The following is a 25,076-nucleotide window of genomic DNA, read 5'->3' as shown; positions in this document are numbered from 1 at the left end:
GTGCGCTCCTGTGCAGTTCAGTTGGACCAGCCGCCGTCGATCACGCTCAGCGTGCCGGTGACGAAGCGGGATTCATCGCTGGCGAGATAGGTGGCCAGCGCGGCGATCTCCTCGGGCCGACCCACCCGGCCCATGGGCTGGCGCGCCACGAAGGCGGCGCGCACCTGCTGCAGCGGCACGCCCTGCTGCCGGGCCTGGCTGACGATGCGCGCCTGCAGCGACGGAGACTCCACCGTGCCAGGGCAGATGGCGTTGCAGCGTATGCCCTGCGTGACGAAATCGGCCGCCACGGCCTTGGTCAGCCCGACCACGGCAGCCTTGGTGGCGCCATAGGCATGGCGAAGGGGCACGCCCTTCACGCTGGAGGCCGCGGACGACATGTTGATGATCGACCCGCCGCCCTGGGCCAGCATGGCAGGCAGCAGGGCGCGGATGATGCGGTGCATGGAGGTGACGTTGAGCTGCCACGCAAAGGCCCAGTCCTCGTCACTGCAGTCCAGGATGCTGCCGTGGTGCACGAAGCCCGCGCAGTTGAGCAGTGCGTCAAAGGCCCTCTCCTGCCCGGCCAGTGCCAGGATGTCTTGCGCATCGGTCACATCCAGCCGCCGCGTACGCAGGCCGTCCCGTCCCTCCAGTTCTGCCAGCGCCTGCATGTCGATGTCGGTGGCCAGCACGCTGGCCCCCTCGCGGGCAAACATCAGCGCGCAGGCTCGCCCTATGCCCTGCCCGGCTGCGGTGACGAGAATGTGTTTTCCGGCGAGTCTCATGGAGCCATTCCTTCCCTTGCTTGAAAAGGGTTCTGCACGGGCGATTCGCGGACCGCGCCTATTGCTGCTGCTCACCTGCGAGCCGGGCCAGCATCAGGGCGCCGAGGATGATGGCGCCGTAGATCGCCTGTATCCAGAACGATGGCACCTGGGCCAGCGTCAGCAGGTTCTGCACCACGCCCAGCAGCAGCACGCCGCACAGCGCACCCGACATGGAGCCCTTGCCGCCGTCGAGCGAAATCCCGCCGATGACGGCCGCCGCGAACACCGTGAAAATCATCGAGCTGCCCTGGTTGGCATTGATCGCGCCCACATAGCCCGTGACCACCAGCCCGCCCACTGCGGCCAGCACACCGGCCAGCACGAAGACGCCCCAGGTAATACGGTCCACATTGATGCCCGCCGCGCGCGCCGCATGGGGGTTGCCGCCAATCGCATACAGCGCGCGGCCCAGCCGGTGGTGGCGCAGCACCACGGCGGCCGTGCCGAACGCCAGCGCCGCCAGCCAGACCGACAGCGGCAGCCCCAGCAGCGTGGCCGTGGCCAGGGCGAAGAAAGGCTGCGGCATGTCGAACAGGGTGCCGCCCCTGGTCGCGCCCACCAGCACGCCGCGCAGCACGATCAGCATCGCCAGCGTGACGATGAAGGCATTGAGCCGCAGCCTGACGACCAACAGGCCATTGAGAAAACCCGTGCATGCGCCTACGGCCGCGATGGCCAGCAGCCCCGCCGCCACCGGCCATGCCGTGCCAAAGCCTCCCGAGGCTGCAGGAATCACCAGCATGGCGCCCACCGCCGGCGCAATGCCCACCGTGGACTCCACCGACAGATCGAACTTGCCCGTGATGATGATCAGCGACTCCGCCAACACCACCAGCGCCAGGGCTGCCGAGGCCCCCAGGATGCTGACCAGGTTGGCCGGTGTCAGAAAGCTGGGGCTGGTCAAGGCTCCCAGCAAGAACAGCAGGGCCAGCGCAGGGACCAGCGCATAGTCGCGCAGCCGGTGCAGGGCGAGCCGCCGGGCGGCCGGCACGGGCACAGCCGTGTTCGGCGAGACGAAGGTTTCAGTGCGCATGCAGGCTCACTCCTTCCATGGAGGCAATCAGTTCACCGTCGTCCCAGCCTCTGGCGAGTTCGGCCACCACATGGCCATGCGACATCACCAGCACGCGGTCGCAGATGCGCAGGTCGTCCAGCTCGCTGCTCGCCAGCAGCACGGCCCGGCCCTGCCGTCGCTCCTCCTCCACCACGGCCAGCAATGCCTGCCGGGACTTCACATCCACACCCGCAGTGGGATCGATGAGCACCAGCACATCGGGCTCGCTGGCCAGGGCGCGCGCCATCACCACCTTCTGCTGATTGCCGCCCGACAGGCCGGACACGGCCTGGTGCGGCCCGCTGGCCGCCACATCGAGTGCACGCATGGCCGACAACGCCGCGGCCTGCCTGCGCGATGGCGCGATGAACCCGAACCGGCCCAGCCTGTCCATGATGGTCATGGTGGCGTTCTCGGCAATGGACTGCCCCGGCACCAGGCCCTGGCGGTGCCTGTCCTGCGGCACGCAACCCACGCCGTGCGCCAGCGCGGCGCCCACATCGCCGGGCGGCAGCACGCGGCCCGACACCAGGATCCGGCCTGCCGTGGTGCGCCGCAGGCCCGCCACCGCCTCACCCACAGCCGTGCGCCCGCTGCTGGTGGAGCCTGTCAGCCCCACGATCTCGCCACGCCGCACCTGCAGGCTGACAGCCCCGAAACCCTTGCCGCACACCTGCTGCAGCGCCAGCACCACGGGGGCAACGCCCGTGCCCCCGCCTGCCGGGGGTGCGTGGGCGGCGCAAGGCGAGCCGGCCAGGCTGTCCCGCTCGCCGGTCATGGCCTCGATCAGTGCCTGCCGGGGCAACTGCGCCACCGGCGCCGTCACCACATGGCGAGCATCGCGCAGCACGGTGACCGTCTGGCAAATCTCATAGATCTCCTGCAAGTGGTGCGAGATGAAGAGAAACGTGACGCCGCCTTGCTGCAGATCGTGCACGCGCCTGAGCAGCCGCCGCGTCTCGTCGTGGTCAAGCTGCGCCGTGGGTTCGTCCAGGATGATGAAGCGCGCGCCCAGCGACAGCGCCCGCGCGATCTCCACCAGTTGGCGGGCTTCCACCGTCAGATCCCGGGCCAGCGCATCCTCGTGCACATCGATCTGCCAGGCATCCAGCAAGGCCCTTGCCTCGCGCCGCAGCACGCGCCAGGAAATCCAGCCATGGCGCAGCGGCTGCCGGTTGATGAACAGGTTCTCGGCGACCGACAGCTCGCCGATGATGGTCGAATGCTGGTAGACACAGGCCACATGCTGGCGCCAGGCCATGCGGTCGGTCACCGCAGGCGCGGGCTGGCCGTTGAAGCGGATGCTTCCCGTGCCGGGCTGGTGCAGGCCGGTCAGCAAGGCGACCAAGGTGGACTTGCCTGCGCCGTTGCGGCCAGCCAGTGCATGCGACTCGCCCGGCATGACCGCCAGGCTCACATCGTGCAAGGCCGTCGTGGAGCCGAAACGCAAGCCGAGCCCACGCGCCTCCATCACCGGCGTGCCCGGTCTGTCAGCCATGAATCCGGGGAGTATCGTCATGGCTGGTTGGCCCACAGCGACTTGTCGTCCACGTTCTCGCGGGTCACCACGGGTGCGGGCAACTGGTCCTCCAGAATGCCGGGCGCCACCTCCACGATGCGGCTGCCATGCGGGGTGGGCCCGGGCTTGAACGACTGCCCTGCCAGCGCTGCCTTGATGTAGTACAGGCCGTACTTTGCGTAGAGATCGGCGGGCTGCGAGATGGTGGCGTCGATCTCGCCCCTGCGGATGGCATCCAGCTCCTGGGCGATGCCGTCGTTGCTGATCACCACGATGTGCCTCGGATCGCCGGCCGGACGCAGCAGCCCCCTGCGCCGCAGCGTCTGCAGCGTGGGCGCCAGATAGACGCCGCCCGCGTGCATGTAGATGCCCTTCAGGTCCGGATGCGCGGACAGCAGGCCGTCGAGCGCGGCGGCGGCGGCATCGGACTTCCAGGCCGCGGGAATCTCCAGCAACTGCAGCGCCGGGAAATCCTTCATGCAACTGCGGAAAGCCTCGGCCCGATCACGGCCGTTGACCGATGCCAGGTCGCCCATGATCTGCACCACCTTGCCCGCCTTCACCTGCGCGCCCAAGTACTGGCAGGACCGTGTGCCATAGGCGCGGTTGTCGGCACGCACCACCATCGCCACCTTGCCCCGGGTAGGCGCCACGTCCACCGCCACCACAGGAATCTTCCCCTGCTCGGCCAAGGCGAGCGCTCGACCAATGGCCGCCGAATCCAATGGCGCCACCACCAACCCCTTGGCGCCGAGGTTGATCAGATTGGCCACGTCGGTGATCTGCTGGGCCGGGTCCTGGTTGGAGTTCACCGGCGCCAGGATGTCGACCCCAAGGGCCTTGGCCATTTGCGGGAGGTAGCCGTTGTAGGCCTGCCAGAACGGCGAGGTCAGCAGTGGCAGGTTGACCCCGATCCTGCCCTGCGCCGGGCCAGGTTCCGCCGCCAGCGCCGGCCCCGCGCCGGCCAGCGCCGCCACTGAAGCCAGCGCGGCTACAGCAGACATGAGCCGGCAAAGCATTGCGGAACATCCGGCCGGAACCTGGAAAACGCCGTGCAGTGCAGCCATGGAAAGTGCCTCCTCATGTGTGCCGGGACTCCGGCGGTGCCGCTGGATCGCCTTTTTGCCGATGGCGCGTGGCACATCGCTGGGGTGATTCATTCATCCATGAATTAATTATTTATAAATAAACTTCACTTCGGCAGCTATGGTTTACCCAGCCCACGCACCGCTTGCGCAGGTCCGCAGCAAAAACAGGACTTGTCCTATCCCGAACGTAAGATCTGCACGCATGAGCAAAGCACTGGACAACGCAGAAGACGGCGAGCGCTACCGCGCGCCGGCACTGGACAAGGGGCTGGACATCCTGGAGCTGCTGGCCGAGCACCCCGATGGCCTGACGCGGGCCGAGATCGTCAAGGAACTGGGCCGGGGCCCCAGTGAGATCTACCGCATGCTCGAGCGGCTGGTGGCCCGGCAATATGTGATGCGCTCGGCCGGCGGCGACCGCCATGCGCTCAGCCTCAAGATGTTCGCGCTGGCGCACCGCCACCCACCCGTCAACCGCCTCGTGACCCAGGCGCTGCCCGTCATGGATGCCTATGCGCGGCAGGCCGAGCAGTCCTGCCACCTGGGCCTCTACGACCGTGGCAATGTCCTGATCGTGGCCCAGGTCCCCGGCCCCGGGAACTGGGGCCTGTCAATCAGGCTGGGCGCACGCGTCGGGCTGCTGGACACCGGGTCAGGCCATGTGCTGCTGGCCTGCCAGACAACCGAACGCCGCTCGCAGATGCTGGCCGAGCACACGCCTTTGGAAGGCGAGGTACATCTGCCCGAGGCACAACTGCACGACATGCTGGAACAGATACGCAGCACGGGTCACAAGCAGAGCGAAAGCCTGCAGTCCTATGGCGTGGTGGACATCTCCTGCCCCATCCTCGGGCCCGATGGCCATGCCCTGGCTGTGCTGACGTCTCCCTATATCCGGCGGATCGATGGGCATGCGGGTCCCTCGCTGGATGAGGCACGCGGGTACCTGCTGCAGGCAGTGGCTGGACTCTCTCTCAATGGCGGTCTGCGCGGCGAGGAATGAGTCCGGCGATTCGTTTCAAATGCGTGGGGCGCTTGCTGTGGCGGCAGGGGTTTCAATCCACGCGCCCGCACGGGGCGCGACGCGAGGGCGGGGTGGGCTTTGTGGAGCACGCCGTGTTTCAATCCACGCGCCCGCACGGGGCGCGACCCGGCGCGACTACTGGGATCGTGCGCGATGCGATGTTTCAATCCACGCGCCCGCACGGGGCGCGACTCTCGGCGAACGGATGGCCTTCGATCACGTTGGTGTTTCAATCCACGCGCCCGCACGGGGCGCGACGGGTCCATGCTGCTGCGCGGCCAAGAATGGGATGTTTCAATCCACGCGCCCGCACGGGGCGCGACTGCGCCGGTTGCGCGTCGATCCTTCCCAGGGCACTGTTTCAATCCACGCGCCCGCACGGGGCGCGACCTCCAACTCGGCCGCCAGTACCTGGGCTGCGAGCTGTTTCAATCCACGCGCCCGCACGGGGCGCGACCACGGGCTTCCCGCAGAAGCGGCGCGATGAGCTGGTTTCAATCCACGCGCCCGCACGGGGCGCGACAGCAATCGTCCGCTCTCGGATCAGAGTGCGTTCGTTTCAATCCACGCGCCCGCACGGGGCGCGACGTTCGGCTGCACGCGGTGCGCGGCTGCGAAGTCGTTTCAATCCACGCGCCCGCACGGGGCGCGACGCCTGATGGCGGCGCGTACAGCTACGAGGCGCTGTTTCAATCCACGCGCCCGCACGGGGCGCGACCGGGCTCTCGCAGTGCGGGCAGGCGATGCGGTGGTTTCAATCCACGCGCCCGCACGGGTCGCGACCCGCCTTGAACTCACGGAAGCCTGCGTCCTTGCAGTTTCAATCCACGCGCCCGCACGGGGCGCGACAGCCGCTCGGCGAAAAATAATTATTGACTGAGTACGGTTTCAATCCACGCGCCCGCACGGGGCGCGACATCCCCAGGAGTAGTCCCGCATGCTGAGCTACGTGTTTCAATCCACGCGCCCGCACGGGGCGCGACAATGGCTGTGGATGACGCCCCGCGACATCCGCCTGTTTCAATCCACGCGCCCGCACGGGGCGCGACATCGCCGGGTGCAGGCGGTATTGGCTGTTTTAAGGTTTCAATCCACGCGCCCGCACGGGGCGCGACCGCTCCATCTGCCGCGTGAGCAGGTCGATTTCCTTGTTTCAATCCACGCGCCCGCACGGGGCGCGACGCCCAGGGCCGCGCCCTCGCTGATGTGCTCGCCGTAGCGCATGTTTCAATCCACGCGCCCGCACGGGGCGCGACCGCCTGAAGGGTCTGATGTTCCGCATTGAGCTGGTTTCAATCCACGCGCCCGCACGGGGCGCGACGATTGCCCCGAGCCAGGGCCGCGTGGTGGGCCTGGGTTTCAATCCACGCGCCCGCACGGGGCGCGACTGTTGCTGGGACCGTGCTGTTCAGCGTCTCTGTTGTTTCAATCCACGCGCCCGCACGGGGCGCGACAGTATCAAACCGAAACCCGCGTCGGCATTTGCCATGTTTCAATCCACGCGCCCGCACGGGGCGCGACCCATCAAGCAGGAGGCCTTTGCCCTTGCCTACGTGGTTTCAATCCACGCGCCCGCACGGGGCGCGACTGCTCCGGCAGCAGTTTTTGACGCCGCTCCGGTCTGTTTCAATCCACGCGCCCGCACGGGGCGCGACCCTCCGGCGTGACGCGGTCGGCGACCACGGCGCGGTTTCAATCCACGCGCCCGCACGGGGCGCGACTCGCTCCTGTGCTGTCTTTAGGCAGGACCACATTCGTTTCAATCCACGCGCCCGCACGGGGCGCGACCCCATTTCTCGATCTCGGTGGAGTCACCGAACTTGTTTCAATCCACGCGCCCGCACGGGGCGCGACCGTTGTCACGCTCCTGCTGCAGCGCGGGCTCAATGTTTCAATCCACGCGCCCGCACGGGGCGCGACGTGCGCCCACCTACGCACATCCGGGCTTTGGGGTGTTTCAATCCACGCGCCCGCACGGGGCGCGACCAAGCTACAGGAAGGCCTGTTTCATTTCTTGTCGAGTTTCAATCCACGCGCCCGCACGGGGCGCGACCGCTTGGCTCGCAGCCGGCGGCGTGCCGCTACCTGCCGTTTCAATCCACGCGCCCGCACGGGGCGCGACGTCGCACAGGGGCGGCGGCGCGTCATCATGCCGCGTGTTTCAATCCACGCGCCCGCACGGGGCGCGACCACCAAGCTAGTAAGCGGCGGCTTTGCCCGGCATCGTTTCAATCCACGCGCCCGCACGGGGCGCGACCAACGCAGCAGCGTCCAAGCCCATCGCCTACAAGCGTTTCAATCCACGCGCCCGCACGGGGCGCGACGCCCAAAAACATCTCCATGGACGACAGCGAAGCTGTTTCAATCCACGCGCCCGCACGGGGCGCGACGCCAATCAGTGCCGCCCCCGGTCGTGGACTCAAAGTTTCAATCCACGCGCCCGCACGGGGCGCGACGGCGCCCTAGTGATTCCTAATGATTTCCCGGACGTTTCAATCCACGCGCCCGCACGGGGCGCGACGCCGCGTGCAGCAGATGGTCGTTTTGGCCGACGAGTTTCAATCCACGCGCCCGCACGGGGCGCGACGAGACAGCGTTTCCGGGGACTCGCCCAGCACATGTTTCAATCCACGCGCCCGCACGGGGCGCGACGTCAACCGCGATATTGCGCGGCCCCTGGCCTTGGGCGTTTCAATCCACGCGCCCGCACGGGGCGCGACGAGCGCGGGTGGCCAGCACGATGGCGCCACGGTGGTTTCAATCCACGCGCCCGCACGGGGCGCGACGTTCCGCTGGCGGCCAGGTCGCTGTAAGCCGTACCGTTTCAATCCACGCGCCCGCACGGGGCGCGACGGGGTACTTATAGAGCAATTTCACCGCTATGAAAAAAGCCAGGCTTCCGCGAACCAGGCGGCGCTGTCATGCCGCGGAATCGGCGTTCAGCCAATCCCTCGCACACCCCCTTTTGAAAACAACAGCTTGCGCGGCCGCGAACCTCAAGGGCAGGTGGCGGTCACTTGGGGTTCGCGCGGAGGTTCAGAAGACGAGGGGGGCGTCGAGGTCCAGCACGGGCTTTGCGCCGATGTGTTCGACCTTGCTGCGCCAGTGTTGGCCCAGGTAGTAGAACCTGAGGCTGTCCTGGGCGGGGTCGATGATTTGCATCAGCCGCGCCTTGAGGGCGACCCATTGCGCGGCGTCCACTTCTATTTCGAAGACGGAGTATTGCGCGCGCTGGCCGAAGTCCCGGCAGGCCTTGGCGATGCGCCGCAGGCGGCGGGCACCATCCGGGTCCTGGGTACGGACGTCATAGCTCACCAGGACCATCATCGGCACACCTCATTTCTCATCGCCGGGCTGCCCCAAGATAAAAAAGCGGCTCCCTCGGGGGGCAGCGGACCTTGCGCAACAAAGGAAGCGTGGGGGCCATGTTTCATTTCCAAAGGAATGGCGGATAGGCATCGAGATCACCGCGCAGGTGTCGGGCCAGCAGTTGCGCCTGGATAAAGGGGAACAGTCCGATGGCGGCTTTTTCTTCGATGAAGGCGTGGCGCAGTTCTTCACGCTTGCGTTCCTGGTAGGCGGTCAGCACGGTCTTGCGTGATGCTTCGGTCAGCAGGACCGCTCCGTTGTCCATGGTCTGGAAGTCGCGCTCACCCAGTTGCTTGCGGTTGATCAGCGACAGCGCCAACCGGTCCGCCAGCAGGGGGCGGAATTCCTCCAGCAGGTCCAGCGCCAGGCTGGGGCGCCCGGGCCTGTCACGGTGCAAGAAGCCCACGGCGGGGTCCAGGCCCACGCTTTCGAGTGCTGAGCGGCAGTCGTGCGTGACGAGGGTGTAGAGAAAAGACAGCAAGGCATTGACCGCGTCGCGCGGTGGGCGCCGGCTGCGCCCCTGAAAGCGCATGGCGGGGCTGTCCACGCGAATGAGCATGTCGAACACGCCGAAATAGGCCTGCGCCGCCTCGCCCTCGTAGCCGCGCAGCATGTCCAGGCTGGTTTCTCCGGGCAGTTTTTCCGCAATGCGCCCAAGGCGCCTGTAGGCGTGCGTCAGTGCTGCCTCGGCTTCGGGCTCCAGCTTGTCGCCGTGGTCACGCAGTGCCCGGCCCAGGACCGCGCGCTGGTTGTGCAGCTTGCCCAGCAGGATGTTGTGAACGATGGCAGCGCAACGGCCCGGATCATCGCTGACCCGGTACTGCTGACGGCGCAGCAGCACGTTGCCGGAAACAGGCCCCTCCACCCGCGCAAGAAAGCGCCCGTTGGGCGTGAGAAAGCTGGTGCAGATGCCCTGCTCGGCGCAATAGCCCATCAGCGGTGGAGACACCAGCACGCGTCCGAAGCAAACCAAGCTCTCGAGCATGTGCACCGGCAGCCGGGCACGCTCGCGCTGCTCGACCTCCATCACGATGTTGGCACCGTCCTTGCGCAGCCAGGCGCCTTCGGTGGTCACGTACAGGGTGTTCAGTTGCCGTCGCATGGACCTTCTTCCATCTGCTGGCCCCATTGCGCTGACAGCCAGGCATTGACACTCTGGGTTCGCCCCAGCAGCCTGGGCTGGCACAGGTCCAGCAGCGAACAGGCATCGCACAGCCGGGGGCTGTAGCGCGCCGTTGGCGTGGTGCCCGAGTCCAGCATGGAGCGCACCGCGGCAATGGTGCCGCAGGTGAGCTGACGCAGTTCTTCGTCGAAGCGCACATCGGTGCGCCTGCGGGCCTCGCCGTAGTAAAGGGCGCCCGCCTCTACCGGCTGGCCCAGCATGGACTCCAGGCACAGCGCCTGGGCGCAGAGTTGGACTTCATCGGCACGATGGGCCTTGGGCCGGCCGCGCTTGTATTCCACGGGAAACGCTCGCTCGCCCTGTGGGCCCTGGTGGAACTCCACCACGTCGGCAATGCCGGTGATGCCCAGGCGCGTCTCGGCCAGCGGCATGGCCGTGACGGTGCGCACACCCTTGCGCCGCTCGGCCTTGGGCTTGTCGGCCTTTTCATGCAGCAGCCGGCCTTCAGCCGTATGCCGGCTTTCGGCCCACAGCTGCTCGACATGGATGAGGGCGCATTGCCTTGGGCAGTACAGGTAGTGCTGCAATGCCGACAGGGCAATGGCGTCGTCTTCGCTCATGGTGCGTCGGCGGCTTTGCCACCCGTCTCAGATCAGTTCCCGCAGGGTCACGCCCGAAGGCACGGCCGCAGTGTCGATGTGCACACGGTAGTCAGCAAAGCGCCGGGGAGCGCCCGCATCGGCCGGCTGTGCGGACTCCACCTTGACGGCGTCAAACAGCACATGCGCAGGCGCGTTGCCCATGGCGCTTTCATGTTCGAAGACGATGAGTTTGCGCGCCGCCATCTCGCCGCGTGCAGCGGAGCGGTCATGCTCGAACATGTTGATCAGCGCGCGCCAGAACAGGTCCAGGTCCTCGTTGGAAAACCCGGTGCGCTCGGCCAGCTTGGCCGAGATGAAGCCATGGGCACGGTACAGGCCGTAGGGAATGATGTGCTTGCGGCCCATGGTGCGGTTGTCGCCACTCTGGGCTTCGGCCTCTTTTTCCGTGGTGACGGCCATGCGCGTGATGGAGATTTCCAGCGGCACCACGGGGTCGATGGAGGTGGCGAAGGCCATCTGTATGGGACCGCGCACCTGGCCGGCATTGACGCCCGTGGTCATGACAGCGCCGAAGGTGCGGATGTCGAAGAAGTTGGCGCACATCCAGGCCGTGATCTCGCGGGCCTTGGCTTCGTCCTTGGGCAGTTTCTTGTCTTCAGGCTTGAGGCCGATGGCCTCGTAGGCCTTGCGGTGCTGGTGGTTCAGGATGGCCTTTTCCTGCATGTAGATGGCATGGCCAGGCGCATCTTCCTTGTCCAGGCTCACGAAGTTGCGGATCTTGCGCTTGAGGCAGACATCGGTGACCAGGCCTCGATTGGTCTCGGGGTCCAGGCGCGGCAGGTTGCCGGCATCGGGATCGCCATTGGGATTGCCATTGGTGATGTCGAACAGGTAGACGAATTCGTAGCGGTGGGCGATGGCGGTCATGCGGGATCTCCGTCAGTGCGGTCTTCGGTGGAATCGGTGCTGTCGTCGTTGGCGGCAGACTTGTTGAAGCGGCTTTGCGACTGGTGGTAGTAGCCGATGGCGAAACGGCCCTGGTCTTCGATGCGCAGGCTGCGGGGGAAGCTGTCGGTGAGGCCGCCGACAATCTCGCCAATGTCCTTTTCCAGCCCCACGGCAGCGCCCGGCCTGTCCTTGCGCAGGCGCCCCAGATGGTTTTGCGCATTGCGCAGCAGCATGGGAAATACCGATGCCGGCGTGGCCGAAGCGGCGCCGTAGTAGCGGTCGCGGATGGTCGCGTTGACCTGCCCGCCCAACGCCTGGCGCTGCGCGCTTTCCAGCACGGCGAAAAGGCGGCCCAGCCGGTAGGCCGCGTTGGTGGATTCCTTGTCCAGACTCACGGGGATCTCCTCCTTGTCACTGTTGATTCCGAGGCGGCGCTCACGCGCCAGAATGCCTTTGCAGATACCCACGCGCAGCCCCGACAGATGGCCGTCGCTGCGCATGCGCATCAGCACGTTGGCCAGCAGACTGCGTGGATAGGGGCGGCCGGTGAGCACGGCGCGCATGAACTCGCCCACGAGATTGCTCATGGCGTCATCCATCTTGGGTGCGCTGCCCTCACGGTGCGGTGCCGTGGCCAAGACCACGCGGTAGGCCGACGGGGCCGTCTTCCAGGGCTGTGGCTCCAGCGCGAAGTCATGGACATGCTCCGCCAGGCGGCGCGCAAACAGGCCCAGCGTGCCGACCTCCCAGAAACGGATGGAGATGCGCGAGGCATTGGGCGCCAGGCCCAGCACGTACATGCGCGTGTCTTCCTCAAGCCTGGGGTCGATGTCGCTGAGCGGCCGGCCTTTCTGCACCTTCTCCAGTTCGATGCGGATGCGCGCGGCCTCCTGGTCGTCCGAGGGACGGTCATCGAGCAGGTCGGCCAGCAGCGACTCGGCCCGTACGGCCTGTTCGGCCTCCTGGCCATCTGCGGCCTCGGCCCAGAAGACGATGCTGGTATCGCCGATCTGCAGGCGCTGGCGGTTATGCTCGCCGCGCCGCAGCAGGTGGTTGAGCACGGTGGTGTAGGCAAAGGCGGCCTGCTCCGAGACAGGTGCGTTGTCGCCCTGGCTTTTGCCGTAGGAGGTGAATGACTCCTGGTTGAAGGAGACGATGGAGGCGCCGGAGCTCTGGGCACCACTGACGCCCTTGATGACCGGGTGCAGGCGCGCCACGGGCAGGCTTTCGCCGCTCACAAGGCAGGTCGCCACCGATTCCTGACCGCTTTGTCCACCGTCGTCGCTGTCCAGAAGCCGGGCACGCAGGGCCTGAGCGGCCGGGCGTACGTGCAGATAGGCCTTTTCGCCATCCATGCGGAACACCATGTTGGCATCGAGCATGTCCGGGGTGAAATGGGGCGCTTCGAATTGCTGCGGCGTCCAGGCATCGAGAAAGCCCAGCAAGGCCTTCAGGCCCGCGTCCTGCGTGCCGGCCAGATGCTCGCGGTGCAATGCCTTGAAGGCTTCATGCTCCTTGTCCGCGCGCTTGCTGGTGGCGCTCACGCCCAGCACATAGCTGGTCTTGTCCCAGAGGAAGTTGGATTTGATGCCCACCGTCCTTTTCTCAGGCTGGGGCACGTTCATCACGCACGGCAGCGGCTTCTTGCCCGTGGTGTCTCGGATGTCGTTGACCTGCACCACACGGCCATCGGTGGCCAGCAGGATCTCGTAGCTGATCTTCTCGGGGCTGTAGCCAAAAGGCGCCAGGCCCTCCTCGCGGCGTTCCAGCAGCCGCTGGTAGTAGGTGGCAAGCGCCTGCAGGATCATGACTTGAGTTCCTCGCTGTTCCAGGGCGGCACGGCGATCACGCCACCGGACATGCTGGCGCGGAAAAAGCGCGGGGCCATGCCGTTGGCAAAGTCGATGTCGTGCAGCATCCAGCCCAGGTCCCGCTCGGGCAGCAGGCTTTCGTGCGGCGTGGGCAATGCCTCGCCGTCTTCGAGCAGGCCGAAGTCCGCCGGAAACTCGCGCACGCCCAGGCAGGGCATCTGAAAGCACTGGCCCTTGCGCGCTCGGCGGTTGAAGATGTCCAGGTGCTTGCCCACCGAGTCGTCGGCGCCTGCCTTGGGCGTGAGCTCGAAATGCGCCTCGATCACATAGGCCACGTCGCGCAGCACCGTGGCCGCACGCTGCTGGCGGTCCTGGTCCACATGTGTGACCAAGCCTTCCGTGGAGCCGGCCTTCATCGCCTTGGACACACTGGCCGGAGAGATCTTGCTGCCCACCTCGTTGCGCCGTATCGATTCAAAGCGGATCGGCTTCAGAACGTGGATGCGGTCTACGCTCCAACGTATGGCCGGCTTCCAGTGGATGGCCTCCAGAATGCCGCGCGCGGCCGAAGGCGTGATGACGTCATAGCTGACGCGCTCACCCTTCATCTCGGGTCTGGTGAAGCAGGCGCGCTCACCCCAGACCTTCAGTTTCACTCCAAATCCCATGCCCTCTCCTCTCCTTCAGCGGCAAGACACCGTTGCCTGCGCTACCAGCACAAATGCTCGGTCTGGATCAGCGCGGGCTCATCCCAATGGATGCCATGGCGCGGGTCGTACAAGCCCTCGTGCGCCAGCACCATGAATTGATCACCCCATTTGCTTTCGGCCACCGGCACCACGGCCCCGGCCTTGCGCAGCGCATCAAAGCCTTGTCGCGGCAGTTGCACCAGGTAGGGCTGCAGGCTGCGCGCCAGGCCCACGCTGCCTTGCGCATGCTCCAGCGCCCGCAGCGCGTCCCTGGCCTTGTCGTCATACGGCACGATCACCGGCATCTGCACGCTGTCGATGAGCCGGAACTTCGCCGCCAGGGTTTCCATCGGCAGGCTGTCGAAGCGGCTTGCCGTCAGTTGCCCCAGCAGATCCGGCACATCCAGGGCCTGCGAGCCCTTTTGCCAGTAAAGCAGCGAGAAGTAGCGCTGGATGGCCTCGGGGGCCAGAGGCTGCGCCTCGAACTGCCTGAGTACTTCTCGCGCCTTCTCCGCGTACTGCTTGAGTTCAGGTGGCGGTGCCCAATCCGGATTGCCCGGCAGAAACACAAGCAGCTCGCTGGTATCCCTGGCGCGCCGTCCCTCCCGGTTGCAGCGGCCAGCGGCCTGGGCGATGGAGTCCAGGCCCGCCTCGGCACGCAGCACGGTGGGAAAGTCCACATCGACGCCGGCCTCTATCAAGCTCGTCGATACCAGCCGGCAGGGTTTGCCTTCCTTGAGCATCTGCCGCACTTCGGCCAGCACCTCGCTGCGGTGCCGGGCACACATCAGCGTGGTCAGATGGCGTGCGCCGGGCAGATCGGCCATGGCCTGGTAGACGGCCCGCGCATGGCGGCGGTTGTTGACGATGCACAGCACCTGTTCGCGCGAGCGCATGTGCCCGGCCAGCGCCTCATCGTCCAGCACGCCCAGGTGCCGCACGCGCACGCGCTCCAGTTGCGTGAACAGCCGGTCCGGGTCGGGCGCCAGCTCCCTCATTTCGTTCAGGCCGTCCTCGAAATCGGGCGCCACCAGTGCAGGCTGGGTCGCGGTGCATAGCACCACGCTCGCGCGGTAGTTGCGCGCCAGTTCGTCGATGGCCGCCACGCAGGGCCGCAGCAGTTTGAGGGGCATGGTCTGGGCCTCGTCCAGCACGACCACGCTGCCCGCGATGCGGTGCAGCTTGCGGCATTGCGATGGCCGGGCGGCGAACAGGCTTTCGAAGAACTGCACGGCCGTGGTAACGATGATGGGCGCGTCCCAGTTCTCCATGGCCAGCTGCAGCTTCTTTTGCGCCTGGTATTTTTCAGGGTCGTCGCGCAGCGGCTCGGTCTGCACGAAAGCGCTGTGGTGCTCCAGCACGGCGGCGTCGCCCAGCGGGCCCAGGGCATTGCGGAATACGGCGGCGTTCTGCTCGACGATGCTGGTGAACGGAATCACGAAGATCACTCGGCTCAGGCCATGGCGTATGGCGTGGTCCAGCGCGAAGGCCAGCGACGCCAGCGTCTTGCCCCCACCCGTGGGCACCGTCAGGGAAAACAGCCCCGGCGCCAGTTCCGCCTGCGCACGCACATGCTGCAGGATGCCTGAGCGGATGGGGTTGACGTCGCCCCCCGTCGGCAGACCTGCCAGGAAGTGATCGAGCTGCTCGCGCAAGGCCTGCAGGCTGGGGGCCGGCTTACCCGCGCTGCGATGATCGGGACGGCTTTCCGTCTTCAGATAAAAGCGCTCCGTATCGAGAAAATCGGCATCGACCAGGCATGAAAACATCATGCGTGTGAAAAATGCCAACTGGAAATTCTTGCGTTTGCCGTCACAGGGCTTGAGATCGACCATGGGCAGCTTGGCGGGCAATGCGATGTCTCGCTTCCAGGCGGAATCGAGCGCCGGCAATTCATACCCGTCATCGAGCCGCTGGCGCAATGCGGATCTTTCCCCTTGCCCATCCCCATTGGCCAATCCCGCATGGTGCCCGGCAATTCCATAGGCCAGCAAATGGCCTATTCCGGGATAGTGTCTGGCTGCAATGCGCGCACCCCAGGTGGAGTGGTCCACGCGCAGTGCGCCGCCTTGCAGCCGAAGTTGGTAGGGCTCGGTGTACTTGCCCAGGTCATGCAGCCAGCCCTGTATCTCAGCCAGCTCACCGGCACCGAAGGCCTGTGCGAACTGTCGAGCCAATGTGCCCACACCCTTCAGGTGATCCGGCAGGGATTGCCAATCGGCCTTTGAAACATTGGCTGTGGAATGCGCAAAGAAGTCACCCATAAGACAATTCAGATTCTTCCGTCTATTTCTCGGTAAAAACAGGAATAGTCCTAAGAAAAAACACCGCAGGCACCAAAGCGCCTGCGGTGTTTATTTGACCAGTCCAAGGCTGGATCGACTATAGGGGAAATATCAGCCTACATGGCGCATTCCCGATCAGGAGTCAGCAGATTTCAACGCGCCGTCGTATCGCTGCTGGCCGCCACGATGGGGATATAGAACTCCCCGCCCGCGCGGTTGAATTCCTCGGCCTTGGCCTGCATTCCGGCGGCAATGCCTTCCTGCTCGGCCACGCCCTTGGCAGCGGCGAATTCGCGCACTTCCTGGGTGATCTTCATGGAGCAGAACTTGGGGCCGCACATGGAGCAGAAGTGCGCCACCTTGGCGCTGTCCTTGGGCAGGGTTTCGTCGTGGTAGGCCTGGGCGGTGTCGGGGTCCAGGCCCAGGTTGAACTGGTCCTGCCAGCGGAAGTCGAAGCGGGCCTGGCTCAGCGCGTCGTCGCGGGCGCGGGCGCCGGGGTGGCCCTTGGCGACGTCAGCGGCGTGGGCGGCGATCTTGTACGCGATGATGCCCTGCTTGACGTCGTCGCGGTCGGGCAGGCCCAGGTGTTCCTTGGGCGTGACGTAGCACAGCATGGCGGTGCCGAACCAGCCGATCATGGCCGCGCCGATCGCGCTGGCGATGTGGTCGTAGCCGGGGGCGATGTCGATGGTCAGCGGGCCCAGGGTGTAGAACGGCGCCTCGTGGCAGTGCTTGAGCTGCTCGGTCATGTTGGCCTGGATCATGTGCATGGGCACGTGGCCAGGGCCTTCGATCATGGTCTGCACGTCGTGCTTCCAGGCCAGCTGGGTCAGCTCGCCCAGGGTCTTGAGTTCGGCGAACTGGGCCTCGTCATTGGCGTCCGAGGCGCTGCCGGGGCGCAGGCCGTCGCCCAGCGAGAAGCTGACGTCGTACTGCTTCATGATGTCGCAGATGTCCTCGAAGTGCTCGTACAGGAAGCTCTCGCGGTGGTGGGCCATGCACCACTTGGCCATGATGGAGCCGCCGCGCGAGACGATGCCCGTGCGGCGCTGGGCCGTGAGGTGGATGTAGGCCAGGCGCACGCCGGCGTGGATGGTGAAGTAGTCCACGCCCTGCTCGGCCTGCTCGATCAGGGTGTCGCGGAAGATGGGCCAGGTCAGGTCCTCGGCAATGCCGCCCACTTTCTCCAGCGCCTGGTAGATGGGCACGGTGCCGATGGGCACGGGCGAGTTGCGGATGATCCAGTCGCGCGTGGTGTGGATGTTCTTGCCGGTGGACAGATCCATCACGTTGTCCGCGCCCCAGCGGATGGCCCAGACCAGCTTCTCGACCTCTTCCTCGATGCTGGAGGTGACGGCCGAGTTGCCGATGTTGGCGTTGATCTTGACCTTGAAGTTGCGCCCGATGGCCATGGGCTCGATCTCGGGGTGGTTGATGTTGGCCGGGATGATGGCGCGGCCGCGCGCCACTTCGTCGCGCACGAATTCGGGCGTGATGATCTTGGGGATGGCAGCGCCCAGGCCGTTGCCGGCCAGGCGCGCCTCGCGCGCGGCATCCTGCTGGTACTCGGCCATCCATTCGCGGCGGCCGTTCTCGCGCAGGGCCACGTACTCCATCTCGGGCGTGATGATGCCCTTGCGCGCGTAGTGCATCTGGGTGACGTTGCCGCCGCTCTTGGCGCGGCGCGGCTGGCGCTGCAGCGATGCGGCCTCGGCCCGCAGGCGGGCCACGCGCTCGTCCTCCTCGCCGCGCTTGCCGCCGTCGTCCAGGGCCTGGCGCAGACGGCCGGCGTAGTACTCGCTGTCGCCGCGCGACTCGATCCAGGCATTGCGCACGCCCGGCAGGCCGCTGCGCACGTCGATGGCCACGGCCGGATCGGTGTAGGGGCCCGAGGTGTCATAGACGCTGACCTGCTCGCCATTGGTCAGCTGGATATCGCGCACGGGCACGTTGAGGCCGCTGTGCAGGCTGCCTTGCAGATAGCTCTTGGTGGAGGCCGGGAACGGCTTGCGCGACTGCGCCAGCAGGTCGGAAAAACGCTGTGCGTCTGGAGCTTCGCCGGCTGCGGGGGTGAAGATGGAATCGGGAGCGTTCATGTCGGGTTCCTTGCGTTCAAAGCGTCGATCAACAACGCTCCGGGAACCGGACACTCCTTGGGCTGTGCCAAAGGCCGCGCACCGGGCTATGCCAGTGTGGGCCTGCCAGGGCCGTATGGCCTTGGCCCCTGCTTGCCACGCACGCCAAGGCGCACGAGCAGCCTTGGTTGGCAAGGGCCGATGCGCATCGGATGGTGGCCTGCCTGGCCGTTGCGGCCCTGCGTGTATCCGCCGTGGCGGACTTCCATCCTCTGACTTCGGCCCCGCTTCAGGGTCCCGCTCTTCTTCCGCCGGTATCAACCGGATCAAGTTCGTCGGGTTCGCCGCCTGGCCCATGCAGCGCATGGACCGGTTGGCATCTCAGTGCATCAGCACACCCCGGAGCAGCGGCAAGTATAGGGGATGGTGGGCGGCCCATCGCCTGCGGGTTTGCCCAGGGGCCATGCGCCGTCGTCAGTCGAAGCCGCGCAGCGCACCCCATTCGGCCATCGGTGCGCGCGTGGCGCGCCAGCCGTTGATGGGGGCATCCTTGTCCTCGTAGCCCAGCGCAATGCCGAAGGCCACGTGGTAGCCCTCGGGCAGCGCCAGCGCCTGGGTCACGGCGTCGTTGTAGCGGCGCCAGAAGCCCTGGGCGCAGGTGGCCAGGCCATTGGCACAGGCCAGCAGCATGAAGGACTGCAGGTAGATGCCCAGGTCCACCCATTGCGGCAGGCCCATGCGCTCGTCCACGGCCACGATCAGGCCCACGGGCGCGCCGAAGAACTGGCCGTTGCGCGCCAGCTGCTCCAGCCGCGCGGGCTTGTCGTCGCGCGGAATGCCCAGCGACTGGTACAGCTCTTCGCCATTGGCAAAGCGCCGGCTGCGGTAGGGCTCCCAGAGATTGGGCGGGTAGGACAGGCCGGGCTGGGCGTCCTGGGGCTCGGCTTCGGCAACGGCGGTGAGCAACTGCTGCAGCGGATCGCCCGTCAGCGCCAGCACGCGCCAGGGCTGCAGGTTGCCGCCCGAGGCCGCATTGGCCGACTGTTCCATCAGGGTGCGCACCAGCGCCGCATCGGGCGACTGGGGCAGGAAGGCGCGCACGGAGCGGCGCGCATGCAAGGCCTGTTCAACGTTCATGCTGGTCGGAGTCTCCGGTCTTCTTGGGGGATCTTGGGGATCTTTGATGATCTTGTGCAGGCCTACTTGCCCATGATCTGGTCGATCTTGTCCTTCTGGAAGGCCTGCGGGCGCTCGGACTCGCAGGGCACGCAGTCGCCCACCTTGCTGCCGGCAGAGAGCTTGGCAATGGCCTCCCACAGCAGCGCGATCTGCTGCTCATGCGCGGCCGCGCCATCGCTCAGGCCGCGCATGGCCTGGGCCACGGGGTCCATTTCCTGGGTGATGCCGTAGGCCGTGAACGGCTGGGGCGCGGCAGCGGACGGGACCTTGATGGACTCGGCCTTGGCCGATGCCAGGTCGTGCTCGGTCACATCGGCGCTGTGGCCGTTCTTGCTGGCGATGATGCGCGCCGGAATGCCCACGGCCGTGGCGCCTGCGGGCACGGGCTTGATGACCACGGCATTGCTGCCGATCTTGGCGCCGTCGCCCACCTCGAAGCCGCCCAGCACCTTGGCGCCCGCGCTGACCACCACATCGCGGCCCAGCGTGGGATGGCGCTTGGCGCCCTTGTACAGCGAGGTGCCGCCCAGGGTCACGCCGTGGTAGATGGTGCAGCCGTCGCCGACCACGGCCGTCTCGCCGATGACGACGCCCATGCCGTGGTCTATGAAGACGCGCTCGCCGATGACGGCGCCGGGGTGGATCTCGATGCCGGTGAGCCAGCGGCCGATGTGCGAGATGAAGCGCCCCAGCCACTTGAGGCCATGGTTCCAGCACCAGTGCGCCGGACGCTGCAGCCAGATCGCATGCAGACCCGGGTAACAGGTGATGACCTCCCAGGTGCTGCGTGCCGCAGGGTCGCGGTCGAGGATGCACTGGATATCGGAGCGCAGGCGGTCAAGCATCTAGGGGCTGGTTATTGTTGACAAGACCGCTCAGTCTAGCGTTTCGGTGGGGTGCTCTGCAGCATGGCCTTCGCAACACCGCGCAGGATGTGGATTTCCTCGGCGGTCAGTTGCGAGCGGTTGAAAAGCTGGTTGAGGCGCGGCATGAGCTTCTTGGGCGCAGCCGGATCGAGAAAGCCGATATGCGCCAGCGCCTGCTCCCAATGGCCCAGCATGCCGGCCACCTGGGCCGCGTCGGCGCGCTGCGGCGCGGGCGTGTGCTCCACCACGGGAAAGCCGCCCAGCGCCTGGCGCCATTCGTAGGCCACCACCTGGATGGCCGCCCCCAGGTTCAGCGAGCCGAACTGCGGATTGGACGGAATCGACAGCGCCACATCGCTGCGGTAGACATCGTCGTTGCTCATGCCGAAGCGCTCGCAGCCGAACAGGAAGGCCACGCCCGACTGGTTGCAGCGCGGCGTGGGAGCCGGTGCGGACACGGATGCATCGATGGGCGGCGCCGCTTCATCGGGCGCATCGGGGCCAGCCAGCACATCCAGCGCCCCGCTGAGCAGCAGCTCGAAATGCTGGCGCGGCGTGCGCGTGGGCGGGCCGAAGTCGCGCGGCGTCATGGCCGTGGCGCACAGGTGGCTGATGCCGTCCAGCGCCTCCTCCAGCGTCTCGACCACGCGCGCATTGCCCAGCACGTCCAGCGCGCCGCTGGCCCGCTGGATGGTCTCTTCCTTGCGCAGCACGTTCGGCCAGCGCGGGCGCACCAGCACCAGGTCGTCAAAGCCCATGGTCTTCAAGGCGCGGGCGGCGGCACCCACATTGCCGGCGTGGCTGGTTTCTATCAGTACGAATCGGGTTTTCATGGCGTCGCTGGCCTGCCGGCGCCGGCAGAGCCCCCAAGACGGGACAGGTTGCGCAGCACAAAACGGACAAGGCGGGTAAAATTGCGCGCTATTGTCGCCGCCCCGCATCGCCGGACGCGGCTTTTTCCGTTCTTACCCGCGTCAAACAGCCTGCTTTTGCCAGAGAGGACCGTCCTCTCCTTGCACAGCCGCTGCTCCGCCAACGCCTCACAATCTATGTCGACCAACCTGCATCCCATGCTCAACGTGGCCATCAAGGCCGCACGCGCCGCCGGCGCCATCATCAACCGCGCGGCTCTTGACGTGGAATCCGTGCGTGTCGCACAAAAGCAGGTCAACGACTTTGTGACCGAGGTGGACAAGGCGGCCGAGCAGGCCATCATCGAAACCTTGCTGGGCGCCTACCCGGGCCACGGCATCCTTGCCGAGGAATCGGGCAACGAGTTCGGCGCCAAGAACTCCGACTACGTCTGGATCATCGATCCGCTGGACGGCACCACCAACTTCATCCACGGCTTCCCCGTGTACTGCGTGAGCATTGCCCTGTCCTTCAAGGGCAAGGTCGAGCATGCCGTGGTGTACGACCCCTCGCGCAACGACCTGTTCACGGCCACGCGCGGCCGCGGCGCCTACCTGAATGACCGCCGCATCCGCGTGTCCAAGCGCATCCAGCTCAAGGACAGCCTGATCTCCACCGGCTTCCCCTTCCGCCGTGGCGACAACTTCAAGCAGTACATGAACATGCTGGGCGACGTGATGCAGGAAACCGCAGGCGTGCGCCGCCCCGGCGCCGCCGCGCTGGACCTGGCCTACGTGGCAGCCGGCTTTGCCGACGGCTTCTTCGAAAGCGGCCTGCAGATCTGGGACGTGGCCGCCGGCAGCCTGCTGGTGACCGAGGCTGGTGGCCTGGTCGGCAACTTCACGGGCGAGGCGGATTTCCTGGAGCAGAAGGAATGCCTGGCGGGCAATCCGCGCATCTATGGCGCGCTGGTCGGCATCGTTGGCAAGTACAGCAAGTTTGCTTCGGCTGGTGAGAAGGCGGGTGTGCGGCAGGCTTTGGCGGATTCGGGTGAGGCGGCTCCGGCTGCTGAGGCTGAAACTGCTGAGTCTGAGCAGCAGCCTGAGGCTTGATTCCGGCTTCTCCTCTCTCTCTTTAAAACAGCTCCTTCAAGGGGCTGTTTTTCATTGGGCGTGGATTTGGGTACTTTGTTTTTGACCCTGCCGGGGGGTTGCTTTTCGAGGCCGGGTCTCGGCCCGGCGGCCGACTGCCCTTTCTTGATTCGCCAAGAAAGGTCAGATCAAAGAAGGCGACCCGAATGTCCACGTCCCTTCGCTTCGCTGCGGGCAACCTGCGCCGGGCCGCCTGCGGGGTTCGCCGTGAAACTCTCTTCGCGCTGCGCGCTACGTTCAAACATCACGGCGAGTCAGATGACGAGGCAGTCCTGTCCTTCGGCAGGACTGCAACCCCGCAGGCGGCCCGACGCAGGCGTGGGCATACGGGAGGGGTGAGGGCCACGGCCATGGCCTCACGGCCTGGCCTGTGGCGCAGACTCTTTTACTTGACCCGTGCGTTGATCACGGCCTCGGCCACGTTGCGCGGTGCTTCGGCGTAGTGCTTGAACTCCATGGAGTAGGTGGCACGGCCTTGCGTTTGCGAGCGCAGGGAGGTGGCGTAGCCGAACATTTCGGACAGGGGCACTTCGGCTTTGATGGACTTGCCGCCGCCGGCCATGTCGTCCATGCCCTGCACCATGCCGCGACGCGAGGACAGGTCGCCCATGACGGTGCCGGCGTAGTCTTCGGGCGTCTCGACTTCCACGGCCATCATGGGTTCCAGGATGACGGGGCTGGCCTTGCGGGCAGCTTCCTTGAAACCGAAGATGGCCGCCATCTTGAATGCCATTTCGTTGGAGTCCACGTCGTGGTACGAGCCGAAGGTCAGCGTGACCTTGACGTCCACCACGGGGTAGCCGGCCAGCACGCCGCTGGTCAGGGCCTCGATCACGCCCTTCTCGACCGCAGGGATGTACTCGCGCGGCACCACGCCGCCCTTGATGGCGTCGACGAACTCGAAGCCCTTGCCGGGTTCCTGCGGCTCCACCGTGAAGACCACGTGGCCGTACTGGCCCTTGCCGCCGGACTGGCGCACGAACTTGCCGTCCACGTCGGTGACTTTCTTGCGGATGGTCTCGCGGTAGGCCACCTGGGGCTTGCCCACGTTGGCTTCCACGTTGAACTCGCGCTTCATGCGGTCAACGATGATTTCCAGGTGCAGCTCGCCCATGCCGGCAATGATGGTCTGGCCCGATTCCTCATCGGTGCGCACGCGGAACGACGGGTCTTCGGCCGCCAGGCGCGACAGGGCAATGCCCATCTTTTCCTGGTCGGCCTTGGACTTGGGCTCCACGGCCTGGGCGATGACGGGCTCGGGGAAGACCATCTTCTCCAGCACGATGGGCGCGGACGGGTCGCACAGGGTCTCGCCCGTGGTCACGTCCTTCAGGCCCACGCAGGCGGCAATGTCGCCGGCGTGGATTTCATCGACCTCCAGGCGTTCATTGGCATGCATCTGCACGATGCGGCCAATGCGCTCCTTCTTGTCCTTGACGGAGTTGAGCACGCTGTCGCCCTTGTTGAGCACGCCCGAGTAGACGCGCACAAAGGTGAGCTGGCCCACGAAGGGGTCGGTCATCAGCTTGAAGGCCAGGGCAGAGAATTTTTCGCTGTCATCGGCATGGCGCACGATGATGGAGCCGTCTTCCGCATGGCCCTCCACGGGCGGCACTTCCAGCGGGGAAGGCATCAGCTCGACCACGGCGTCCAGCAGGCGCTGCACGCCCTTGTTCTTGAAGGCCGAGCCGCACAGCATGGGCTGGATCTCGCCCGCAATGGTGCGCAGGCGCAGGCCGCGCAGGATGTCGGCCTCGGGCAGGTCGCCCTCTTCCAGGTAGCGGTTCATCAGGTCTTCGCTGGCCTCGGCAGCCGCCTCCACCATGGACTCGCGCCACTTCCTGGCGTCTGCCACCATGGCTGCGGGAATGTCCTGGTACTCGAACTTCATGCCCTGCGTGGCCTCGTCCCAGATGATGGCCTTCATCTTGAGCAGGTCCACCACGCCGGTGAACTGCTGCTCCGCGCCAATGGGCAGCACGATGGGCACGGGATTGGCCTTGAGGCGGTCCACCATCATCTGCCGCACGCGCAGAAAATCCGCGCCCGTGCGGTCCATCTTGTTGACGAAGGCCAGGCGCGGCACCTTGTACTTGTTGGCCTGGCGCCAGACCGTCTCGGACTGCGGCTGCACGCCGCCCACGGCGTCATAGACCATGACGGCGCCGTCGAGCACGCGCATGGAGCGCTCCACCTCAATGGTGAAGTCCACGTGGCCCGGGGTGTCGATGATGTTGATGCGGTGCTGGTCAAAGCGGCCGTCCATGCCCTTCCAGAAGCAGGTGGTCGCCGCCGAGGTGATGGTGATGCCGCGCTCCTGCTCCTGCTCCATCCAGTCCATGATGGCGGCGCCCTCGTGCACCTCGCCCAGCTTGTGGCTCACCCCGGTGTAGAACAGGATGCGCTCGGTCGTGGTCGTCTTGCCGGCATCGATGTGCGCGGAGATACCAATGTTGCGATAGCGTTCTATGGGGGTATGGCGGGCCATGAAAGGACTCCTGGGTGCTGATAAGCGTTGATGCGTGGATCTGCCGTGGGCTGGGATTCTCGCGGGGGTTGAATGAGGGTTGATGACAATTGGAATGTACGAAGACAATCGTACTATCTTCCGCAACTTCTTGCAGAACGATCC

At 66.1% G+C, this 25,076-nt stretch carries 18 protein-coding genes, 1 CRISPR repeat array and 1 riboswitch; of the genes, 2 read left to right on the top strand and 16 right to left on the bottom strand.

Annotation, left to right across the window (positions count from 1 at the left end; translation table 11 throughout):
- Positions 1-17 precede the first annotated feature (17 nt).
- The 4 genes from ACN20X_RS10935 to ACN20X_RS10920 are packed head-to-tail and all read right to left on the bottom strand — an operon-like array spanning position 18 to position 4,401.
- Entirely contained in the window at positions 18-767 is a 750-nt protein-coding gene (locus tag ACN20X_RS10935; protein WP_473210592.1) for an SDR family oxidoreductase, read from the bottom strand.
- Positions 768-825: 58 nt separating this feature from the next.
- Positions 826-1,842, bottom strand: a complete 1,017-nt coding sequence (locus ACN20X_RS10930) for an ABC transporter permease (RefSeq protein ID WP_313283638.1) — start codon at positions 1,840-1,842, stop codon at positions 826-828.
- Entirely contained in the window at positions 1,832-3,361 is a 1,530-nt protein-coding gene (locus tag ACN20X_RS10925) for a sugar ABC transporter ATP-binding protein (RefSeq protein ID WP_464182234.1), read from the bottom strand. The genes ACN20X_RS10930 and ACN20X_RS10925 overlap by 11 nt, the downstream gene beginning before the upstream one ends.
- A gap of 17 nt (positions 3,362-3,378) precedes the next feature.
- Positions 3,379-4,401 carry a sugar ABC transporter substrate-binding protein gene (locus ACN20X_RS10920; RefSeq protein ID WP_473210807.1) on the bottom strand — a complete coding sequence of 341 codons (1,023 nt, stop codon included), beginning with the start codon at positions 4,399-4,401 and terminating at the stop codon, positions 3,379-3,381.
- A gap of 271 nt (positions 4,402-4,672) precedes the next feature.
- Here ACN20X_RS10920 and ACN20X_RS10915 point away from each other — a divergent pair, with 271 nt between their 5' ends.
- A complete protein-coding gene (locus ACN20X_RS10915) occupies positions 4,673-5,473 on the top strand; it encodes an IclR family transcriptional regulator (RefSeq protein ID WP_016453845.1) in 801 nt (266 codons plus the stop codon).
- A 49-nt stretch (positions 5,474-5,522) separates the two neighbouring features.
- Positions 5,523-8,347: direct repeats of the CRISPR family, unit length 32 nt; unit sequence GTTTCAATCCACGCGCCCGCACGGGGCGCGAC.
- Between the two features lie 183 nt (positions 8,348-8,530).
- Here ACN20X_RS10915 and cas2 read toward each other — a convergent pair.
- From cas2 to ACN20X_RS10860, 11 genes are all read right to left on the bottom strand, one after another.
- Positions 8,531-8,821, bottom strand: a complete 291-nt coding sequence (gene cas2 / locus ACN20X_RS10910) for a CRISPR-associated endonuclease Cas2 (RefSeq protein ID WP_016453846.1) — start codon at positions 8,819-8,821, stop codon at positions 8,531-8,533.
- A gap of 103 nt (positions 8,822-8,924) precedes the next feature.
- Positions 8,925-9,965, bottom strand: coding sequence for a type I-C CRISPR-associated endonuclease Cas1c (gene cas1c / locus ACN20X_RS10905; RefSeq protein WP_016453847.1), 1,041 nt, complete (start codon positions 9,963-9,965; stop codon positions 8,925-8,927).
- Positions 9,950-10,606 carry a CRISPR-associated protein Cas4 gene (cas4, locus tag ACN20X_RS10900; RefSeq protein WP_016453848.1) on the bottom strand — a complete coding sequence of 219 codons (657 nt, stop codon included), beginning with the start codon at positions 10,604-10,606 and terminating at the stop codon, positions 9,950-9,952. The genes cas1c and cas4 overlap by 16 nt, the downstream gene beginning before the upstream one ends.
- 27 nt (positions 10,607-10,633) lie before the next feature.
- Positions 10,634-11,515, bottom strand: coding sequence for a type I-C CRISPR-associated protein Cas7/Csd2 (gene cas7c, locus ACN20X_RS10895; protein WP_016453849.1), 882 nt, complete (start codon positions 11,513-11,515; stop codon positions 10,634-10,636).
- Positions 11,512-13,344 (bottom strand): type I-C CRISPR-associated protein Cas8c/Csd1, encoded by a 1,833-nt coding sequence (gene cas8c / locus ACN20X_RS10890; RefSeq protein ID WP_016453850.1) that lies wholly within the window; start codon positions 13,342-13,344, stop codon positions 11,512-11,514. Before cas8c ends, cas7c begins: the two co-directional genes overlap by 4 nt.
- Complete coding sequence (gene cas5c, locus ACN20X_RS10885; RefSeq protein WP_016453851.1) at positions 13,341-14,015, bottom strand: type I-C CRISPR-associated protein Cas5c; 675 nt, start codon at positions 14,013-14,015, stop codon at positions 13,341-13,343. The genes cas8c and cas5c overlap by 4 nt, the downstream gene beginning before the upstream one ends.
- Before the next feature lie 41 nt (positions 14,016-14,056).
- Positions 14,057-16,300, bottom strand: coding sequence for a CRISPR-associated helicase/endonuclease Cas3 (locus ACN20X_RS10880; RefSeq protein WP_016453852.1), 2,244 nt, complete (start codon positions 16,298-16,300; stop codon positions 14,057-14,059).
- Positions 16,301-16,473: 173 nt separating this feature from the next.
- Positions 16,474-18,417, bottom strand: a complete 1,944-nt coding sequence (thiC, locus tag ACN20X_RS10875; protein ID WP_012204233.1) for a phosphomethylpyrimidine synthase ThiC — start codon at positions 18,415-18,417, stop codon at positions 16,474-16,476.
- Positions 18,418-18,682: 265 nt separating this feature from the next.
- Positions 18,683-18,808, bottom strand: a riboswitch (TPP riboswitch).
- Between the two features lie 62 nt (positions 18,809-18,870).
- Complete coding sequence (locus ACN20X_RS10870) at positions 18,871-19,533, bottom strand: nitroreductase (protein ID WP_473210591.1); 663 nt, start codon at positions 19,531-19,533, stop codon at positions 18,871-18,873.
- Between the two features lie 62 nt (positions 19,534-19,595).
- Positions 19,596-20,420 carry a serine O-acetyltransferase gene (cysE, locus tag ACN20X_RS10865; protein ID WP_017407425.1) on the bottom strand — a complete coding sequence of 275 codons (825 nt, stop codon included), beginning with the start codon at positions 20,418-20,420 and terminating at the stop codon, positions 19,596-19,598.
- Positions 20,421-20,455: 35 nt separating this feature from the next.
- Positions 20,456-21,274, bottom strand: coding sequence for an RNA methyltransferase (locus ACN20X_RS10860; RefSeq protein ID WP_473210590.1), 819 nt, complete (start codon positions 21,272-21,274; stop codon positions 20,456-20,458).
- Positions 21,275-21,490: 216 nt separating this feature from the next.
- Between ACN20X_RS10860 and ACN20X_RS10855 the strand changes: the two genes are divergently transcribed.
- Complete coding sequence (locus ACN20X_RS10855) at positions 21,491-22,405, top strand: inositol monophosphatase family protein (RefSeq protein WP_473210589.1); 915 nt, start codon at positions 21,491-21,493, stop codon at positions 22,403-22,405.
- Positions 22,406-22,829: 424 nt separating this feature from the next.
- On the opposite strand, the gene fusA is transcribed toward ACN20X_RS10855, so the two are convergent.
- Positions 22,830-24,932 (bottom strand): elongation factor G, encoded by a 2,103-nt coding sequence (fusA, locus tag ACN20X_RS10850; protein WP_473210588.1) that lies wholly within the window; start codon positions 24,930-24,932, stop codon positions 22,830-22,832.
- Between the last annotated feature and the right edge of the window lie 144 nt (positions 24,933-25,076).

It is taken from the genome of Delftia sp. PX-1 (assembly GCF_055797465.1).
The sequence above is the reverse complement of the archived record's forward strand: the minus strand, read 5'-3'. Positions and strand labels throughout refer to the sequence as shown.

Coding starts and splice junctions, on each gene's coding strand:
- ACN20X_RS10935 (WP_473210592.1), bottom strand. CDS start 767: ATGAGACTCGCCGGAAAACACATTCTCGTCACCGCAGCCGGGCAGGGC.
- ACN20X_RS10930 (WP_313283638.1), bottom strand. CDS start 1,842: ATGCGCACTGAAACCTTCGTCTCGCCGAACACGGCTGTGCCCGTGCCG.
- ACN20X_RS10925 (WP_464182234.1), bottom strand. CDS start 3,361: ATGGCTGACAGACCGGGCACGCCGGTGATGGAGGCGCGTGGGCTCGGC.
- ACN20X_RS10920 (WP_473210807.1), bottom strand. CDS start 4,401: ATGCTTTGCCGGCTCATGTCTGCTGTAGCCGCGCTGGCTTCAGTGGCG.
- ACN20X_RS10915 (WP_016453845.1), top strand. CDS start 4,673: ATGAGCAAAGCACTGGACAACGCAGAAGACGGCGAGCGCTACCGCGCG.
- cas2 (WP_016453846.1), bottom strand. CDS start 8,821: ATGATGGTCCTGGTGAGCTATGACGTCCGTACCCAGGACCCGGATGGT.
- cas1c (WP_016453847.1), bottom strand. CDS start 9,965: ATGCGACGGCAACTGAACACCCTGTACGTGACCACCGAAGGCGCCTGG.
- cas4 (WP_016453848.1), bottom strand. CDS start 10,606: ATGAGCGAAGACGACGCCATTGCCCTGTCGGCATTGCAGCACTACCTG.
- cas7c (WP_016453849.1), bottom strand. CDS start 11,515: ATGACCGCCATCGCCCACCGCTACGAATTCGTCTACCTGTTCGACATC.
- cas8c (WP_016453850.1), bottom strand. CDS start 13,344: ATGATCCTGCAGGCGCTTGCCACCTACTACCAGCGGCTGCTGGAACGC.
- cas5c (WP_016453851.1), bottom strand. CDS start 14,015: ATGGGATTTGGAGTGAAACTGAAGGTCTGGGGTGAGCGCGCCTGCTTC.
- ACN20X_RS10880 (WP_016453852.1), bottom strand. CDS start 16,300: ATGGGTGACTTCTTTGCGCATTCCACAGCCAATGTTTCAAAGGCCGAT.
- thiC (WP_012204233.1), bottom strand. CDS start 18,417: ATGAACGCTCCCGATTCCATCTTCACCCCCGCAGCCGGCGAAGCTCCA.
- ACN20X_RS10870 (WP_473210591.1), bottom strand. CDS start 19,533: ATGAACGTTGAACAGGCCTTGCATGCGCGCCGCTCCGTGCGCGCCTTC.
- cysE (WP_017407425.1), bottom strand. CDS start 20,420: ATGCTTGACCGCCTGCGCTCCGATATCCAGTGCATCCTCGACCGCGAC.
- ACN20X_RS10860 (WP_473210590.1), bottom strand. CDS start 21,274: ATGAAAACCCGATTCGTACTGATAGAAACCAGCCACGCCGGCAATGTG.
- ACN20X_RS10855 (WP_473210589.1), top strand. CDS start 21,491: ATGTCGACCAACCTGCATCCCATGCTCAACGTGGCCATCAAGGCCGCA.
- fusA (WP_473210588.1), bottom strand. CDS start 24,932: ATGGCCCGCCATACCCCCATAGAACGCTATCGCAACATTGGTATCTCC.